The sequence below is a fragment of the Bacteroides sp. K03 genome, from assembly GCF_019734355.1.
Taxonomy (GTDB): Bacteria; Bacteroidota; Bacteroidia; order Bacteroidales; family Bacteroidaceae; genus Bacteroides; species Bacteroides nordii.
The window spans coordinates 46,415-65,071 of sequence record NZ_JAASHC010000004.1 but is presented as its reverse complement, the minus strand read 5'-3'; the positions used below and the strand labels follow the sequence as shown (position 1 = coordinate 65,071).

Here is an 18,657-nt window from a genome sequence, read left to right as displayed (position 1 = left end):
CTCTTTATTTTTTCAATTTGGATATTATCAATTTAATATGAATTCGTATGCACTGTTAAAAAAATACTTCAGAAGCATAAAGCATACATTTTTTATAATTTACTGATTGAATATAGCTTATAAATTCAAAGCAGTATCTTTCGAGTTTCAGAATGGCCGTCCTTGCTAACAACCACCAAATAAAACCCTTTTGGTAAACCGCATAAACTAACAGAATGGCAGTCACCGCCCAATGGTATTTGTTCAGATATTAATTCCACCCCTGATAATCCTTTTACACAGACATTTTCCCAATCACCAACCACGGACAACAATTTGGTATCGCGATTATAATAGAGCTTGAATTGGGCCGAAGAATTCACTTCCTCTATTGAACTGGGCAAATCCCCTGTAGTAAAAGTCAGAGTTTCTCCCTCTACCTTAATATTTGAGATCACAATTTCGGCCAATTCACCGTTACTGATGAATGGATACGGATTAGAAGTTGTATCAAACAAATTTCGACCATTTACATCCGAGAACAAGGCAGCATTCAAATCCCCTGTCTCATTAAGTCCGCCATCTTTGCGAAATACATAAAATTCCGGAATCCGATCAACAGAACCGCTTTGTGTAGTATTTACCCGGTAAATCAATAATCCGGATTCCGGTAAATTGCGTTCATAAACATTCTGATTATTGCGGTATTCCAGAACAAAGAATTCATTCGGATCGTCAGTAAGAATTTTATAGGCATTATTTGTCGGTTTATTGGCAGAATTTAATGTATAAGTAACGTTACTTCTGACTGCCGGAATCTCTTCCGCCCACATACCACCCGAATATTTCCAACGATTGTATACCAAAGGGAGAGTTAATCCAGGCCCATCCATTACATCCCACATGCCAACCGGACGGGGATACTCTGAACGGGAACGGTATAAATAAGGGAATCCCAGCTTATTCAACAGATAGCGGCAATGGGTAGCCAGAGAATTCCGCTCATAAAGAATCGTATAGTCTCTGATTTTCTTTCCACCCAATTCAATATCTCCGTTTGCCTGAATGTAACGGTCGGAAAGCTCTCCGGTCTGAGGAGAATGCACTCCTTTATCCATTCCCCGGCCACCTCCCCGGAAAACGATTACAAAATCATCGATATATCCGTCACCGTCTTTATCATAAACATCTCCATCAATCTTCGCCGCTATTTTTTCAGCCAGTTCTTTTATAATAAAACCGATAGAAACATCTGCAAGCCCTGCGCTGATATCCTTTCCCCTGCATTCAGGGAAACTCTTTGCCCAAGTACTGTCGTAACAGTAAAAACAGTATTTCAATTCATGAGAACGTTCCGAAGTATCTTGACCGGGTACAGGAAAAACAGATGTGTTCACCTTCAATTTACCATTCGATACAGTACGTATATAAGACTGGACCGACATCTCTCCGGCACCATTGAAAAACTCTTCATAATAACTACCGGATTCATCAAAATCCGGATCATCAAGAAAACGAGCCAACACAACAATCCGGTTTCTTTCGCCCATCCATCTGTTATCGGCCTCAGCAGATAACCCACCGGTAATCGTGGCAAACAGTAAACAACAAACAATAAATCTCCAATCTTTCATAAATCAATTCTCCCCAATTATAAAGGTTTGTTTCCCATTTCAAGAACCAACTTTCCACCATTCGCAATCGCACTGAATGGAATACGAAAGTTCTTCAGCAGTTTACCATTCAACCGAGCACTACGGATGTAACGGTTTTCAGGTGAATTATTCAAAGCCTCAATAACAAACTCTTTGCCCGTATAATATCGGGGATCAAGAGTAATTGTAATCTTATTGAACAAAGGAGAAGTAATATCAAGTTCTGAAGCAGAAGTTACTCCCCCATCCATCTCGAACAGCCCCATAGCGGACATTACAAACCATCCCCCCATCTGTCCTTCATCTTCATCACCTTCCCAACCTTTATAAGGAGAATCACCGTAAAAGCTATCAAGTATCTCTCTCGTATATTGCTGGCATAAAGCCGGTTTACCCAAATAATTGAATATAAAGGCGGAGTTCATATTCACTTCATTTCCCTGATTGATGTAAAATTCGGCAGATTGTCCCATCGTACGGTCAAATACATGCGCTGCAAAGTTGTGCTTCCGTGACTTTTCAAATCCTTCGGACAACCGTTCCAACGCTTTATCCTTACCGATTAACTCAATCAATCCTTCAATGTCATGAGGTACATACCAGGAATATTGCCAGGAATTACCTTCAATAAATCCCACATTCGAAAATACATCAAACTGATTGTCCCAATTACCGGACGAATCTTTGCAACATACATATTTATACTCCGGATGATAGACATTTTTATAATTCATGGAGCGGGTCTCCAAGAAAGCAGCTTCCTTCTTTTTCCCAAGTGCTTTTGCCAGTTGGGCTACACAAAAATCATCATAAGCATAATCCAGTGTTTTAGACACAACATTGATCTCACTCGGCATATAACCATACTTAATGTAAGCATCCAGATCAATCTGTCCGTATGTTCCTCCACAAGGATGTTCTCCACCGGGGTTGGTAACCATTTTATAAATAGCCTTATAAATATCTTCACCGTCCTTACGTATTTTTTTCTGATATGCAGCTACCATCAAAGCTACTTCATGCGAACCTTCCATAATACCGGAATACTCGATACCTGCCGGCCCTTTACCGGTCCAACCCGTATGCTTATACATCTCTAGCTGGGTCGTAACCCAATTATCTATAATCTCAGGAGAAAGAATAGACCATAATCCGTTCAGATTCCAATATGAATTCCAGAATGCATCACCGCCATAGACAGCCTCTCCCGGTTTTAGCTGCCGTATATTTTCACAAGCATCCCTATACTTTCCGTCTATGTCATTCCAGGTTTGCTTACCTGCATACGCACGATACAGATTTGTATAAAACTTGCATTTGTCCTGTTCAGTACCGCCCTCTACTTTGACCTTTCCCAACAGGTTATTCCAGGTTTGACGTGCATTATTTACACAGGCATCAAAATCCCATCCGAAGGGTTCCGCCACCTCCTCTTGTAAATTCAACCGGGCTCCTTCCATGCTAACCAACGATAAACCGGTCTGTACCAAAATCTCTTCTTTATCCGCTGTTTTATAAGTAACGTAAGCACCCATCTCACCTGAACCGGAAATCTCGCCTACATTCTCTATTATTTCCGTATCTTTCCAACCATTAAAAGAGTCGAACGGCTTACTGAAACGGATAGAGAAATAGAGTGTCCAATCATTCCAGCTACTCCAAGTTCCAGATACGCATTTCGCATATCCTTCAATCCGGGTATTACTGATCTTCTCGATAACTGCATCTTTCACAGAGAATCCGTAATCCCATTCGGTAGGAAACAAAAGATCTATTAAGACTCGGGAATCTTCACAATCCGGAAAAATGTATTTTTGGAAACTACAACGAGTAGTTGCCGTCATTGCAGCCTTTACCTGATGATCGTACAACTCCACTTCGTAATATCCCGGAGATGCTTTTTCCGTATCTTTCAGAATACGGGAATGATATCCCGCATTAGCTCCCTTGTAAGGAGAATCAGGTCCGGGATTCTCAATTGTGAAATCAGCAGTAGCGGGCATCATAGAAAGTCCGCCCATGGTCCAGGCGTGTATATGACTGAATGCCGACACGCTGTTTATTGCATATTCATATCCTCCCATCCATCGGTTTCCCTGATTATCCGGACCTATTTGTACCATACCGAAAGGCATCTGTGCATACGGCCCCAACATCCATCGGGAGTTGGATGTTCCGATAAAACAATTTACGTAATCCACCGGTTCTTTTTCATCGGCATTTACCTGAAACGCCGCAAACAAATAACACAACAGTATTGTCAATCTATACTTTATTCGCATATTACTTCACTTTTACATAGAAATAAAAAATATTCTTATTCTTAACTCCGTCATAACAAGTCAAAGAGAGTTTATGATAACGTTGCTTAATGGTAAATTGGGTACCATCGTGCTTTGTGTATATTTCTTCCCATTCGTATAAAGCATCCAAAGGAACTTTTACATTATATGCATATCCATATTCGGATGCCCTGTTGCCTTCATCGAAAGATTGTTCATCTTTCAGATTCCAGTTCGCATATTCCAATGCCAGATAAGCAATGCCGCTATCGTCCCTCACCAATGCTTTTATCTCTATAGTTTCTCCCCTGTCCACCTCAAAAGTATCTACAGCGATATCTGCCTGCGGAGAGTAATAATCGACACCCTTATTCAAATCCCGTTCACAGGAAGACATAAACACTGCGGCTATCGACATGCTTATAATCCATATTCTTTTTTGCAGATTCATATTTTATTTATTAAATTTCATTCAACATACATTATTACCATCCCGGATTCTGAACCAACCCTCCATTTTTCTGTAGTTCTGACTGAGGAATAGGATAGTAATTCATTTTTGTTTCAAACATCCGCTCTTCGACCACAAACTGTTCATATTCTATTTCTTCACCATTCACCGTGATTCGCATGCCATGAATCGGCCGGTTAAAATAAGTATTCCCTTCATTCCAACGCCGGACATCCCAAAAACGATGCTCTTCAAAAGCCAGTTCCACCCTCCGTTCATTCCGGATACGTTCGCGCATCTCTTCTTTGGACAATTCCATACGTATATTCAACTGAGGAATTTTAGCCCTTTTTCTTATCTGATTTACTGCATCGTATACCGATTGGTCAGGAGCTTCCAAATATTCATTCATTGCTTCGGCATAATTCAGTAAAATTTCTGCATACCGAAATAATATCCATGGACGACGACGCTTTTGGTCTTTCGAGAGATCAAGGTTCTGATCGATAAACTTGCGCATATAATATCCCGTTCTTGTAGCTGTAGGAGTTTTGTTCAATCCGTCTTTACCACCAACGAAAGTTTCAATCGGAGTACCACTAAACTTCAATCCGTTATAAGATATAGTATACTCCATACGTGGGTCACGGCTCTTATAGGGATTTTCTGGATTGTATCCGGAACGGGGGTCATCAATAGGATATCCCTTTGTCGTTTCATAAGCATCTACTAATTCCTGCGTAGGATTAGTATATCCTTTACCACCGTAACTGATCGGATTATTATACAATTCTATTTCATTCGAACTTTCCGAACTGGTAGCAAATAATATCTCATTATTATAAGGCGTAGTGAATACAGAATAGTAAGCACTTAGCAAGCCAACCCGAGAAGGATTTTTTACTTGGATATCCATAATTTCTTTAGCGGCATCAGCTGCATCTTTCCACAATTGTTTATCTCCAGCAGGATTATTCAATTTACTGGCAAGATAAAGTAAGGCTCTGGATTTCAATGCTAAAGCAGACAGACAAGTAGCCCGTCCGTATTCAGCTGCATCCTTATTAAAGTTATCCAAATAAGTTGCAGCATTCACACAGTCCTTAACTATAAATTCAATTGCTTCCGCAAATGTAGATTGTTTCACAAACATTGCTTCCTCTTCAGTTAATACTTTGTCAATTAACTGAATATTTGAAAAACGTTTAGCCAATTCAAAATGATAAAAAGCTCTCAGAAATAAAGCTTCCCCCCTCATACGTGTATAAGTAGCTTTCGATTGCTCGTTTTTATCAATCAAGCCGGCATCTTTAATAGTTGTATCCAACTCCCGCAAAAACACATTTGCCTTACGGATACCTGCGTACATTGTTTTCCAAACTTCTTCTTCCGGATTATAGAAAGGAGTGATAGCCCCATTGTTGTATCCATGAACAGCCGATCCCGAATAAGAACATATTGCTTCGTCCGAAGCACACGCGAACATAGCATTGTCAAGTCTGTTAAAACCATTCATCAATTCCCGATAAGTACTGTTCAGAAAACCCTGGGCAAAACGCTCGTCTGTAAAAATATCATCTTTGTCCAGATTTGTATCTATGTCTTTATCCAATATGCTGCACGAGCTCAAAAACAAAGTCAGCAACAAAAATAATTTAGATATGTATTTCATATAGTCCAAGATTTAAAATTTCAGATTTACACCAATATTAAATGAACGCATCACCGGGTATCCTGTTACACCGGCATCAACCACCTCCGGATCGACATCATACTTGCCTAGTTTATCCACAGTAAGTAAATTCTGTCCGTTCACATAGAGACGAAGTTGTTTGATATTTACCTTTTTCAAAAGTGATTTAGGTAATTGATATCCGATTTCTACATTACTCAACCTTAAGAAATTACCATTCTTAATCCAGAAAGAAGAAGAACGATAGTTATTCAGGTTGTTCTCGGTAGTCAGACGCGGAAAGGTTGCATCGGCCTCACGTACTCCTTTTTCCCAGGCTCCATAGGCCAAAGCCGTTACCTTATTATTATTCTGTAAAGCCCAAACAGCAGCATTATTCAGGTATACCGAACGATTGGCAACTCCGGACAACATAGCCGAAAAATCGAATCCGGCATAATCAATACCTAATGATAAACCCATAGTTATCTCCGGAACAGTCGGTTTGCCAATGGGCACTTCATCATACAAGTTTATATGATTATCTTCACCGGAATTCTGATTCTTGTATTTCAAGTCTCCGGGACGAATTTTATAAAATGTAGAAATAGGACTGTTCCTGATATCTTCTTCGTTCATGTAAAATCCGAGTGCTTCTAATCCCCAAAGTTGAGAAACAGACTTTCCTGTTCTTTTCTGATATTCTTTCAATCCTTCCACTTCGTCCATAGCCAGAATTTTATTCTTTGCCAACGAAATGTTCGCCTGAACGAAATATCCGAACTTATTAATCCGGTTATTATGCGTCAATGAGGCTTCCATACCCCGATTGACTACCGTACCTATATTTACATATGGAAACGGAGCACCGATAATCCAGGAAGAAGTATTTTGTTTCTCTGAAACAATATCCGTACGTTTATGCCAGAAAGCGTCTACCGATACGGACAACTTAGAGAACAGTTCGAAATCGATACCTACATTCACATTACGTGTCGTTTCCCAGGTCAAATCCGGATTTGCCAACCGTCCTTCCCACGCACCATCGCTCCATGCAAAACCACTACCGAAAATATATCCCCCGTAGGATTGATCGAATCCCGACCAATGCGATTGATAAGCATAGCGCTCAAAACCGGTTTTACAGTTTCCGGCTTCTCCATAAGAAGCTCTCAACTTAAGATAGTTGACAACATTCTTATTAAAGAATGATTCATTAGAAATAATCCACGCTCCGGATACGCTGGGAAAGAAACCAAACCGATGTCCCGGTGCATACTCATCGCTACCGTCGTAAGCAAAACTGAACTCCCCGATGTATCTTTTATCAAAACAGTAAGTCGCCTTCCCACTCATTCCCTGACGGGCATAAGCCGGATTATCACCCTGCACAAACAGTTGAGACTGATAATAACGCATATCTGCAAGCACTTCATGCTTTCCGAACGTACGTTCGTACGAAAAACCTGCATCGAAAGCGAGTTGATACTGATAATAATCATATAATTTTTCCTGAGCTAACGACAATTGCTTGTCTTCTCCGTATACAGAATAAGTGTTATCTCTCTGCAATTCATAAGTAGCATAGTTGCTTGTCTTACCCGTACCATAACCGGAAACTCCATCAAAAGCAACCATTGCCCGGACATCCAATCCTTTCGTTACAATATCCAATCTCTGCCGTGCCTGAGCCTTTACCTGCAAAACTTTATTCCGGTCTTTACGATATCCTGTATGGGATATCATACCGTAAGGATTCTGCCTGTACTGTGAGGTTCCCGCAATTTTTCCGTCTTCATACACAATCGGCATTGCATTAGGTGCAATGGTTGACAAAACATTGAATATATCAGAAGAGCTGCTGTTAGGCATGTTCTTATCCTCTATCCTACCGGCGAGGTCTAAAGAGATATCAAGTGATTTCGTCACGGCCGCATCAATATTAGAGCGAATGTTATAACGGTTATAGTTCACATTCGTATTAAATCCGGAATTTACATCCGAATATTTATAGAGTCCGTTTTTACCTAAAAAACTAAATAATACAAAGTATTTGACCTGTTCCGTACCACCACGGACAGATACTTTATATTGTTGTTGCGGAGTATTATCTTTCAGAAAGGAAGAATACCAGTCTACATCCGGAAACAAATAAGGATTCTGGGTTCCGTTGTACATTTCCGGATTGTATCTATCATCGGAAGGAACAGACATCCCATCATTCTGCAACGCCTTATTGTATAAGGAAACGTACTCGCGGGAAGACAAAAAATCCGGTAAACGTGCAGGCTGCTGAAATCCATACTGAGCCGTTAAGGAAATTTCCGGTTTGCCTACGATTCCTCTCTTGGTGGTGACAAAGACGGTTCCGTTAGCTCCTCTTTGACCATACCGGGCATTGGCTGCTCCGTCTTTCAATATAGAAACAGATTCGATTTCTTCAATATCCATTTGGCTAATATCCCGTTCGACATCATCAACCAGAAATAGAGGAGAGCGGAATTGTCCGTAAGTTCCGATACCACGTATATAAATATCCGAAAGACTATTCCCCGGTTCATCTCCCGATTTTCGCAGCACAGTCAATCCGGAAGCTTTTCCAGTCAATGCATTTTCCAGATTAGAAACGGATGCTTTATCCAAATCCGAATAATTAATGGTCGACACAGCCGAGGTTTGCAGATACTTTCTATCATCCGATTTACTTCTGACCGTATCCTGTCGAGCTGCATTCTTGCTCTCTTGTGAAAAAGCCGGAAAAGAATAACAAGCCATTGTCATAAAAAGCAGACTTAAAAGCTTGAAAGATAAATGCCCGATATTATATTTCATATTCTTACTCATTTTCAATTAATACTATTTACATATCTTATATGTATAATCAATAATTATTCCATCCGGGATTTTGTTGATATAGAGCATTCTTATCCATTTCACTCTTCGGAATAGGATATAGATTCATTTTATCCGTAAAAATCCGTTCTTCGAAAACCACTTTATTATAGGTATAGCTATTGTCACTATTCTTCGTTATCTCCATTTCGTACATGGAGCCGTTGAAACATTCTTCTCCGTCTTTCCACCGACGTACATCCCACCAACGATGCTCTTCGAAGGCAAGTTCCACTGCTCTTTCATTTTTAATCCGTTGCCGCATTTCTGCTTGAGATAAATTACGAGGTAAAAGTGGCATACCGCTTCGTGTACGCACTGCTTCCACAGCATCATATACATCTGAAGACGGTTTTTGCATACTTTCGTTCAAAGCCTCCGCATAGTTCAGATAGATCTCCGCCAAACGGAAATAGATCCAGTTATGATAAGCCTTATTCGATGATTTTTCAGTTAAGCTCTCCGGCAAATATTTTCGTACATAATAACCCGTACGGCATTTCTCTTTAGAGAGGCGGTGTTTACCACCCATATACAACTCCGCTGTAACTCCCTGCCACACACAGCCATTATAAATAATTGTCTTATAAAAACGAGGGTCTCTATTCTTATAAGGGTCCTGGGAATCATAACCGGAAGTACCATCGGTTATCGGTTTGCCATTACTCATTTCATACAAATCGACAAAATTCTGTGTCGGAGCAACAGCACCTACTCCGCCAAATCCTTCACCGGAAGGTGCCCATACCTTTATTTCACTACTACTGAATCCGACCGGAACATTGTTGTACCAAAATATCACCTCCGTATTTCCCTCATCCGGACGTAGCAAAAAGACTTTCTCATAGTCAGAAGCCCCATTGCCCCGGTTAAACAACTGATATGCCGGAACTCCATTTTCATCTTTCAGGTTTATTACGTCTCCTGCCGCTTCGTAAGCCAATTTCCACTTGTCAGGATTTGTATTCTCTTTATCCCACAACGGGCTGGCCGCATATAATAATACCCGTGACTTAAGTGCCATTGCTACCCCTCGGGTTACCCGACCTTGTTCATTTTCATTTACTGTCACAGGCAATAGTCCGATAGCATTCTTCAAATCGTTCAATATGGCATTTACACATTCCATATAACTATTTCTGGGGAGTTCAAGCTTATCGTTCGGATATAATATCTTATCGTTCAAAATAGGCATTCCACCATATCTTTTTATGATTTCATGGAAAAAGAAAGCTCGCAGGAACAAAGTTTCTCCAATCAACCTATTTTTCATTTCCTGATTTGGGAAAGGGATGATATCTTGTTTGGACAAGAAAATATTGGCTTTACGTATTCCCTCATAATTGCGGGAAATGCAATTATCCACGTCATCGTAGGAACCGACATTAAACGAATTACTGGTATTCCAACCAAAACGAGATTCGGCTTCATCCGTAGCGCAGGCTATGGGAGCGGGATCGAAGCTTCCAAGTACATTAAATCCTTTCTGAAGGTTGGTATAAATATCAGCTTGGAACTTATAGGCAGTTTCGTAATTACTAAATATTTTGTTTTCATCCAGATTAAGGTCTGGTGCTCTGTCCAAATAATCATCACATCCGTAAAAGAAAATGGCCAGCAGACAGAAGAATATTTTATATGTTCTCATAATACCCTAGAAATTAATATTTAAACCAAAATTGTAAGCTTTCATCGGTGGCATATTACCAGCTCTGTTATTTCGATTATCCGGATCGAGATAAGGTTCTTTAGCCCAAGTAACCAGGTTAAGTGCGGAAAAATAAATCCGGACATTCTTAATAAAAATTTTCTCGGTCAGCTTCTTGGGAATAGTATAACCGACATCCAGATTTTTCAAACGAATGTAACTTCCGTCGGATAATGTATAATCGGCTCCGGCTTCATTATTCTGGTATTTACCGTACAACTGAGTATACTTGGCATTACCATCTCCCATTTCGGGCGTCCAATAGGACCAATGTTTGTCATACACATTATCTCCGTTAGAGAATGCCCACATAGCTTCCCAATTTTTATCAAAAGAGACATGGGTAGAACCCTGAAACAGAACTCCGACATCGAACCCTTTGTAAGACAATGAAAGATTGATACCATATTGAATTTCGGGAACCAAAGGATAACCGGTTCTTACGAAATCAGCACGATCAATCACACCGTCTCCATTGATATCCTTATACTTCAAATCGCCCGGATGTACCTCCGTATTTCCTTCCAGAGCTAACTGGGAAGGACTTCTTTCAATATCGTTGTAATCCTGAAAATAACCCAGAGTAATCAGCTTAAGAGGTGTATCAATGGGATATCCTTCTGCCCGTTGATAAGGTAAAACTCCAAGAGGAGTCCCCATATTGATGACTTTATTCCGTGCAAAACTCATGTTTCCCTTGATAGAATACGAGAAATCCTCACCAATAAACTTACTGTGATTTACCTCCAACTCTACGCCCTGATTCTGCACAATACCGAGATTAGCCGGAGAGAAAGTAGTTCCTACAAATGCCGGCATAGTCTGTACCTGAGTCAGAATATCCGATCTTCTTTCATGAAAATAATCGATATTAAACGTCAATGCGTTGTTGAACAGTCCGGCTTCCAAACCGATATTAAGTTTTCTGGATTTTTCCCAGGAAACATCTTTGTTGGCAACACGCCCTTGACGTACGCCTTCTATACGGTTATCACCGATACCAAAAATATATGTATTGTCTGTGTTGCTAACGTTTACATACTCATACTGCTGAAGATAAATGAAACGTGCTTCCGCACTGGAATTGGCTACCGGGTCGTACGCCCAAACCCGATCATTGCCAACCCATCCGAGAGAGCCTCTGATTTTTAAACTATTGACAATCTTGCTCATGCCCGACTCTTTATAGAAAGGCTCGTTTGAGATAACCCAACCCAGGGCAAACGAAGGGAACAAACCATATCTTTTTCCTTTGGCAAAATTTTCAGACCCATTATAGCCAAAGTTAACCTCGGCAAGATAGCGTGTATCGTACCCATATACAAACCGTCCGACCATACCTTGACTGGCATAAGGTAAATCGACATTATTTCCATGAGAAAGCCTGTTGAAAAGAAACAATGCACTTACATTATGTTTTCCAAATTCACGATCGTAGGTCAACCCTCCCTCCAGATAAATCTTCCGAAAGTTATCCACATACTGCCAGTCCCAGCGTAACGGCCGATTTTCTCCATGCATAATGTAGCTGTCCGTAGCATAAAGATATTGATAAAGAGCTACATTCTTCCGATAGATTTTACCATGTTTACTGTCGTCATCATAAGCCACTTGTCCTCTGACGGCAAGTCCCGGGAGAAGCCAGTTCAATTTATAAGTGACGTTCAGAACGGCTTCCAGCACATTCCGATTTTCTTTAAATTCTCCGGAATCACGGATCAAAGCGTGTATATTTGAGTAATCTTTATCGCCTCCGTAAGAACCATCCATATTGAAAGCAGGATATTTACGCCCGGAATTAGCAATAGCGGCATGATAGATATCCCAGCTACTATATTGCATGGAAGTGGGGTAATGCCTGTCTTCGATACGAGCACCAATATTAATGGATGCACTTAAATCCTTTGTAATATCAAAGTCCAGATTCGAACGAAAATTATAACGATTGTAATTGGTTATATCATCTCCCTTAAACGGAGAGTTCTGATTAAAGAATCCACCGGAAACGAAATAACGCATTGATTTTGTTCCGCCACGTACATTCACATTGTACTGCTGCTGAACAGAACCGGACTTCATAATCTCATCCATCCAATCTACATCGGGATGAGTATATGGAGATACCTTTGTCCGGTACTTCATAAGATCGGTTGAGCTGTATTCAGCCTGCTGCCCACCATTATTCAGCATCTCATTACGCAATAATGCCGAACGGTAAGCATCCAAAGGCTTATACAAACGTATAGGAACATTCACAGCAACCTGCGATGTAATCGAAACTTCCGGTTTACCGGCTACTCCTCTTTTAGTAGTAACAATAATAACACCATTCGCTCCTTTCACACCGTAAACGGCAGTAGCCGAGGCATCCTTCAGGATATTTATACTTTCAATTTCGTTTGGGTCAATCTGTGCAAAACTTTCACGTATAATACCGTCCACTACGATAAGCGGCTTTGTATTTTCATTGGCAAATGTCGCTTTTCCACGTATATATATATCCGCTTCATCACGACCAATCTCGCCGGAACTCTGTACAATCGTCACACCAGAAGCTTTACCGGCAAGCGATTGTGTTAGGTTGGAAGCAGGAACTGTGGTAAGCGTTTTACTTTTTACCGTAGAAATGGAACCTACCATCGATTCTTTCTTCTGAGTACCAAAAGCCACCACCACTACTTCATCTAAAGCCACAGCCGAATCCCCTCCCATTTCAATTTTAATCTTCTTTCCGAATTGTGGGGTAATAGTTTGAGCCTCATAACCTATATAACTAATTACTAATTGTACATTTTTTTTAGGTAACTTCAAAGTGAAGTTACCATCCAGATCAGTAACAACACCAATAGAAGTATCTTTCACCAAAATGGTAGCACCGATCAGTGGTTCTCCAGTATTCTTATCTAATACTATTCCTTTCACTACCAGGTCCTGTGCCGATATTGCACACGAAAAAAAGAATAATAAAAGCGTTATAGCATATCCTTTCATAATATTATATTTTAATGAATTCTTCTAAACTGATAAGTATAGGTATGCAGTTCTTTATTTTTGGTATCCAGTTCCAAGGCTTCTTCGGGGGTAGCCGGTTGAGAATCCTGTTCCATTTGTGAGAACATAACTGTCTTCTTTCGTTCTCCCAGGAAAGTCTTTATACGAAGTTCCATTTCATCTCCGTCCAATCGGATAATTGTAAAACGGACCGTGACCAGAGTATAACGGTACGAACCATCAGACGTATTTTTACCTGCAATTTTATCCATGGACATTGTTAACCAATCCTCATCGGTCACAAGCCATGTCCCGGCATGTTCTTTTTCAGCACAAGGATCAAACATTCGATACACTCCATTTGCCTCAAACAGGATAGAAAGGTTATTTTCTTTATCAGTACTGCATAGTTCTCCGTCGTCATAAGCCGCAACTTGTTTCCAATATCCCGGCAGTTCATTTGCAAAATCCTCATCTTTCGAACAAGAAGAAAAGATGAACAGTAGAAATACTAAACCTAACAGATATTTATTCATAGTATCTTAATATTTTATTAATATGATTCTTTCAGCCTCAGTTTACCATCTTCCAATACAGTTTCGACTGCTTTATAAGTCTCTATATAAGTATCCAGTTGTCCGGTTGCAGAATAGGTGTAATGTTTTAAAACTAATCTGTTATCAGACCGTTCTTCTACATAAAAAGTTATCGGTAATAAGTCCGAAATATTCAGAATTCGATTGTCACCGTCATAATTCCAGGCGGTTCTTAAATCCTTCTGTTCACAGGGTAGATAGAGATAGCAAACATTTTTTTCTGCAAAATACAATAATTTGCCTTTCGCACATTCATCAAGTTCCTGCTCTTCGCCGTTCCAGGTTTGCGAAATCAATTGCCAGGAGCCGGATAAATCAATGTTATCATCCTTATCACAGGCAATTCCCAAAAAAGAAATGAATAAGACACACAACAGTGGGATTTTTTTTATTTTCATAATAATAAGATTTTTACATGTCACAAAAGTATGCAGAATGTGTTTTTCTATAAATCACTCTGGTAACAACTCTTCTATTCGTTGTAACATTTGTCTGAAAATCAGTCAATACTTCTATTTTCGGTTCTCAGTACAAAAGAACAGTAAAGCAAATAAGCAATACAAAGTCCGATTATCGCCAATGAACCGTTAAAACTACCAGTCCATTGAGAAAAGACCGCCATCAATGGTGGTACAACCGCCCCACCCGATATTCCCATAATCATCAATCCGGAAAGTTCATTGGCACTACCGGGATAGAGTTGTAACGCCTTTGAGAAAATGATACTAAACACATTTGCACAAAAGAAGCCAACAATAGCTATAATGGCCAGAAGCATCTGACTTTCGGACACAAAAAGCATAAAAACAAATACGCATAGCGTGATAATCATACTAAGCCGAAGAAACTTTATAGCGGAAAAGCGTGCCAATATAAATGTTCCAAGAAAGGCACCAATGGTACGAAACACGAAATATAGGCTAATACCATAACCGGCTTCACTTAACTCCATACCACAGCGCTCCATTAAGAAACCAGGTATCATTACATTCAGGCCGACATCTACTCCCACAATGAAAACGATTCCAAGAAACAACAAAAGGATCGTTTTATCTTTCAATAAGGTCAGATAGGGTTTTAATGACCAAATCGTATTCTTCGTGACCTCTTTAGGGACAGGTGTACATAGCAACCAACAACCAACAATAAGTGTTATCAGAGCAAAAACGGAAAACATATAAATCCAGTTTCCCCAAAAGCCAGCCGCCCAAACGGCAACAATAGGTCCGGCAAAAGAGGATATGGCTTTAATAAATTGACCTGCAGTTAAACTGCTGGCCAATTTATTTTCATCCACAATATTCATTAATAACGGATTCAATGAAACTTGCAAAATTGTATTCCCAATACCCAGCAATGCAAACGCAGTCAGGCAAGATACATACGAATAATCCAACAATGGCAATAGCATGGCTAAAGCTGTAAAACCCAGACTAATCAGAACTGTGTTTTTTCTACCCACCCGATTCATAAAGGCACCAAACGGAACCGAAAACACAAAAAACCAGATAAAAACCATTGAAGGTAAAAAGTTCTTTTGGGTTTCAGACAAAGAAAAATCAGATTGCATATAGTTGGATGCTATCCCCACAAGATCACAAAACCCCATCACAAAAAAACTGGTCAAAACTGGTAGTAATGCTATTACCTGCGTACGTTTCATACTATTTCCCCCTGCCCTATTACTTCATAAATGCTTTTACCACCATTGCCTCACGCTGAGAACCGCAGCTCAGTTTATAATCTCCGGCAGCAGCAGAAATCACATATGTTTCAGCATAGTTCAACCGTACTCTCTTTTGTCCGGAGATCTCAATATAGATAAAGTCGCCTTCCACCAGATTTAATACATGGCACTTACCCGCTGTATTCAATGTTACTTCCGATTTGAAATGTACACGATGTACATCATAAGAGTGATTTGGATGTGTAGGAAGATGATATAATTCCCAGTCTTTTCCTTTCTCCAATAAGGCAGGCTTAGAAACGTATTCATTCCGTACTTTCTCTCCACAACGGTCGAAATATAAATTCTCCATCCCCCTTTTTATATTTAAAGGACGAGGAGTACCATCTAAGTCAAGCGCCAGCCAATCATACATTTTAAATGTAAAAATATAGGGAGTAGTACTTATTTCAAGAACTAGATTGTTGCGGCCGGAACTATGTAAAGTGCCGGGAGGTATCAAAAACAGTTCGTGTTTCTTTGCAGGTAATGATTGCACATAACGATCAACTTCCAATGGAGTATTTTCAACAAAGCTTTTTGTAAGTGCCTTCTCAAACTCGGCCGGCTCAATATTATCCTGAAAACCCAGATAAACCACGGCATTATCTTTACAGTCTGTAATATAATAAGTTTCTTCCTGAGTTAGTACCTCCCCGAAGTTTTTTTGTATGTACTCTTTTCTGGGATGACATTGTATAGAGAGATTCCCACCATCAAAATTATCCAGATAGTCCATCCGTATCGGAAACTCATCGCCATATTCATTGTAGCAGTCTGTACCAACCACATTCTCTCCGGCTACATACATTAAAGAATCAAACGATACCTCCAACATATTCCCGGAACTCTCAAACAACAAACCATTCTCCGGCACAATCAGCTCAAAAGACCAGGCATAATTAGGTACTTCCTTTTCCAGCCCTTCTATATGTTCCTTTATCCACTGCCCTCCCCAGGCACCCGGTTCAAACCAGGGACGAACACGAAAACCAGCCTGTCCCATCACTTTCAATCCTTCTCTTAAAGTATTTCCTTGCATCCAGGTGATAGTATCCAAATGTTGTCCGTCAACCATCACATCAATATCCGGGAAAATATTTTTTTTATGTTTATTAAGAAGTACCCAGTCTACGAAATAGAAACGTTTATACATTACTTTGGGAGCCACGACCTTTGTTACCCCTAAATTTGTCACTTTCCCGGCACGTGCCCTAAATTGAATTTCATTCTTAGGTATATCAATATAAATCAATTTCCCTTTCCAACCGGCTAAAGCTGCCCCACAACCTATAAGTATATTCAGGGAAGCAGATGAATCGGGGTGAATTTTAGACAATTTTCCAATACAGAAAAGATCTTTTAGCTCCAGGTCACAACGTTTTCCGAAAATAGGATCGTCACCTCCCAAATAGGGTGTAACCAAATCATTAATCTCTTCTTCCGTTTTTAGGGCGGCATCTATATTCCACCAGGTTACTTCTACATCCAACTCAGCTAAAACCTCATTCAGACGAGTTTTTATTTCATCAAAAAAGATTCCTGCGTATCCGTCTATAATCACATTCCGTTCGTTACGAATTGCTTCGGCAAGTTTCCGGTAACCTACAAAAATTTGATTTTCTGCTATTGAATGAACAGGATATATATCATAACTACCCGCCGTCAGGTTTTTCTCTTTCTGCATAGGAAGCAGAATCTGAGATGTTTTTCTCAATGATTTCATATTTGTCATATTTTAAAAGTTATTTTTCAAATAAAAAGAAGACCAGCACCAAGCATTGCCGCATTATCTTGTAACGAAGAGACTGATATGGGCATATCCAGCCCTTCTTCCCGAATTCTTTGCAATAAAGATTCTTTGAAAAGAGGATAAGCTTTTGAGATATTACCTCCCAAAACAATGATATCCCCTTTAAATCTAGTGTAAACAGGAATAATAAAACTCCCCAAACGATAGCCATACTCCTCAAACACCTGCTTACTGTAAATATCAGTACCAATCTTTTCTGCAATTTCACGTACTCCTTCAATCCGCATCCCTGTCAATGCTTCATATCGGTTACAAAACCAACGTGTAGAAAAAGAATTATCAGCTATAGTATCTTCAAACGTTAGATTATAGACCCATCCATTGGGCGGAACAGACTCTCCCGTCGTTATTAATTGTCCGTTTACCACAAACCCGGAACCCAGTCCGGTACCCAATGTGAGAGCCATCACTCGCTTATGATTCTTCACCACTCCGGCAAAAGCTTCACCTATAGCAAATGCTCCGGCATCATTCACATACCTGAAATTGCTTATTTTCATCCTCCGGAACCGGGAGATAAGTGAAGAGGTTAAGTCCAATCCAAACAGTTTATCAAACTTATTGACTCCTTCAACCAACGACACTCCTTTTTCATAGTCAAAAGGTCCTGGGAAAGAAAATCCAATTCCTACAGGAGTTTCATTTATTGAAGAGATGGTGGACTTCAGACAGCATACCCATTGTTCCAGAATCCTTTGAGCAGAATCCTGACTATTGATTTTTTGAGATTTTATAGACTCTTCCAAGATCGATTTATCCTGCAAGTTAACTAGGCAAGAGGAGATATGACTCCCTCCAATATCTACTCCAATAGTGTAATTTCCCATGTTTTCAGATTTATTTTCTGCAAACATAGAACATATCCAACTATAAAAGATTAGCTACTGTAACA

12 protein-coding genes are annotated in these 18,657 nt (G+C 39.9%); all 12 read right to left on the bottom strand.

All coding sequences use genetic code 11. From position 1 onward, the window contains the following. Positions 1-125 precede the first annotated feature (125 nt). The 12 genes from HCG69_RS04995 to HCG69_RS04940 all read right to left on the bottom strand — a co-directional run bounded on the left by HCG69_RS04995 (position 126) and on the right by HCG69_RS04940 (position 18,592). The gene (locus HCG69_RS04995; RefSeq protein ID WP_221649124.1) at positions 126-1,613 is read right to left on the bottom strand and encodes an immune inhibitor A; all 1,488 of its coding nucleotides are present in this window, start codon (positions 1,611-1,613) and stop codon (positions 126-128) included. A 17-nt stretch (positions 1,614-1,630) separates the two neighbouring features. Continuing rightward, positions 1,631-3,916, bottom strand: a complete 2,286-nt coding sequence (locus HCG69_RS04990) for a GH92 family glycosyl hydrolase (protein ID WP_221649123.1) — start codon at positions 3,914-3,916, stop codon at positions 1,631-1,633. Between the two features lies 1 nt (position 3,917). Beyond that, entirely contained in the window at positions 3,918-4,367 is a 450-nt protein-coding gene (locus HCG69_RS04985; protein WP_221649122.1) for a hypothetical protein, read from the bottom strand. A gap of 34 nt (positions 4,368-4,401) precedes the next feature. Then, positions 4,402-6,039, bottom strand: a complete 1,638-nt coding sequence (locus HCG69_RS04980; protein WP_221649121.1) for a RagB/SusD family nutrient uptake outer membrane protein — start codon at positions 6,037-6,039, stop codon at positions 4,402-4,404. A 12-nt stretch (positions 6,040-6,051) separates the two neighbouring features. Continuing rightward, a complete protein-coding gene (locus HCG69_RS04975; protein ID WP_221649120.1) occupies positions 6,052-8,871 on the bottom strand; it encodes a TonB-dependent receptor in 2,820 nt (939 codons plus the stop codon). 49 nt (positions 8,872-8,920) lie between these two features. Continuing rightward, complete coding sequence (locus tag HCG69_RS04970; protein WP_221649119.1) at positions 8,921-10,579, bottom strand: RagB/SusD family nutrient uptake outer membrane protein; 1,659 nt, start codon at positions 10,577-10,579, stop codon at positions 8,921-8,923. A 6-nt stretch (positions 10,580-10,585) separates the two neighbouring features. Then, entirely contained in the window at positions 10,586-13,630 is a 3,045-nt protein-coding gene (locus HCG69_RS04965; protein WP_221649118.1) for a TonB-dependent receptor, read from the bottom strand. Between the two features lie 11 nt (positions 13,631-13,641). Next, on the bottom strand, positions 13,642-14,166 hold the full coding sequence (locus tag HCG69_RS04960) for a hypothetical protein (protein ID WP_221649117.1): 525 nt from the start codon (positions 14,164-14,166) through the stop codon (positions 13,642-13,644). Between the two features lie 17 nt (positions 14,167-14,183). Continuing rightward, a complete protein-coding gene (locus HCG69_RS04955) occupies positions 14,184-14,624 on the bottom strand; it encodes a lipocalin family protein (protein WP_221649116.1) in 441 nt (146 codons plus the stop codon). 101 nt (positions 14,625-14,725) lie between these two features. Then, entirely contained in the window at positions 14,726-15,889 is a 1,164-nt protein-coding gene (locus HCG69_RS04950) for a sugar MFS transporter (RefSeq protein WP_221649115.1), read from the bottom strand. Positions 15,890-15,908: 19 nt separating this feature from the next. Continuing rightward, the gene (locus HCG69_RS04945) at positions 15,909-17,678 is read right to left on the bottom strand and encodes a class I mannose-6-phosphate isomerase (protein ID WP_221649114.1); all 1,770 of its coding nucleotides are present in this window, start codon (positions 17,676-17,678) and stop codon (positions 15,909-15,911) included. A 26-nt stretch (positions 17,679-17,704) separates the two neighbouring features. Then, entirely contained in the window at positions 17,705-18,592 is an 888-nt protein-coding gene (locus HCG69_RS04940; protein ID WP_221649113.1) for an ROK family protein, read from the bottom strand. Positions 18,593-18,657: the final 65 nt, after the last annotated feature.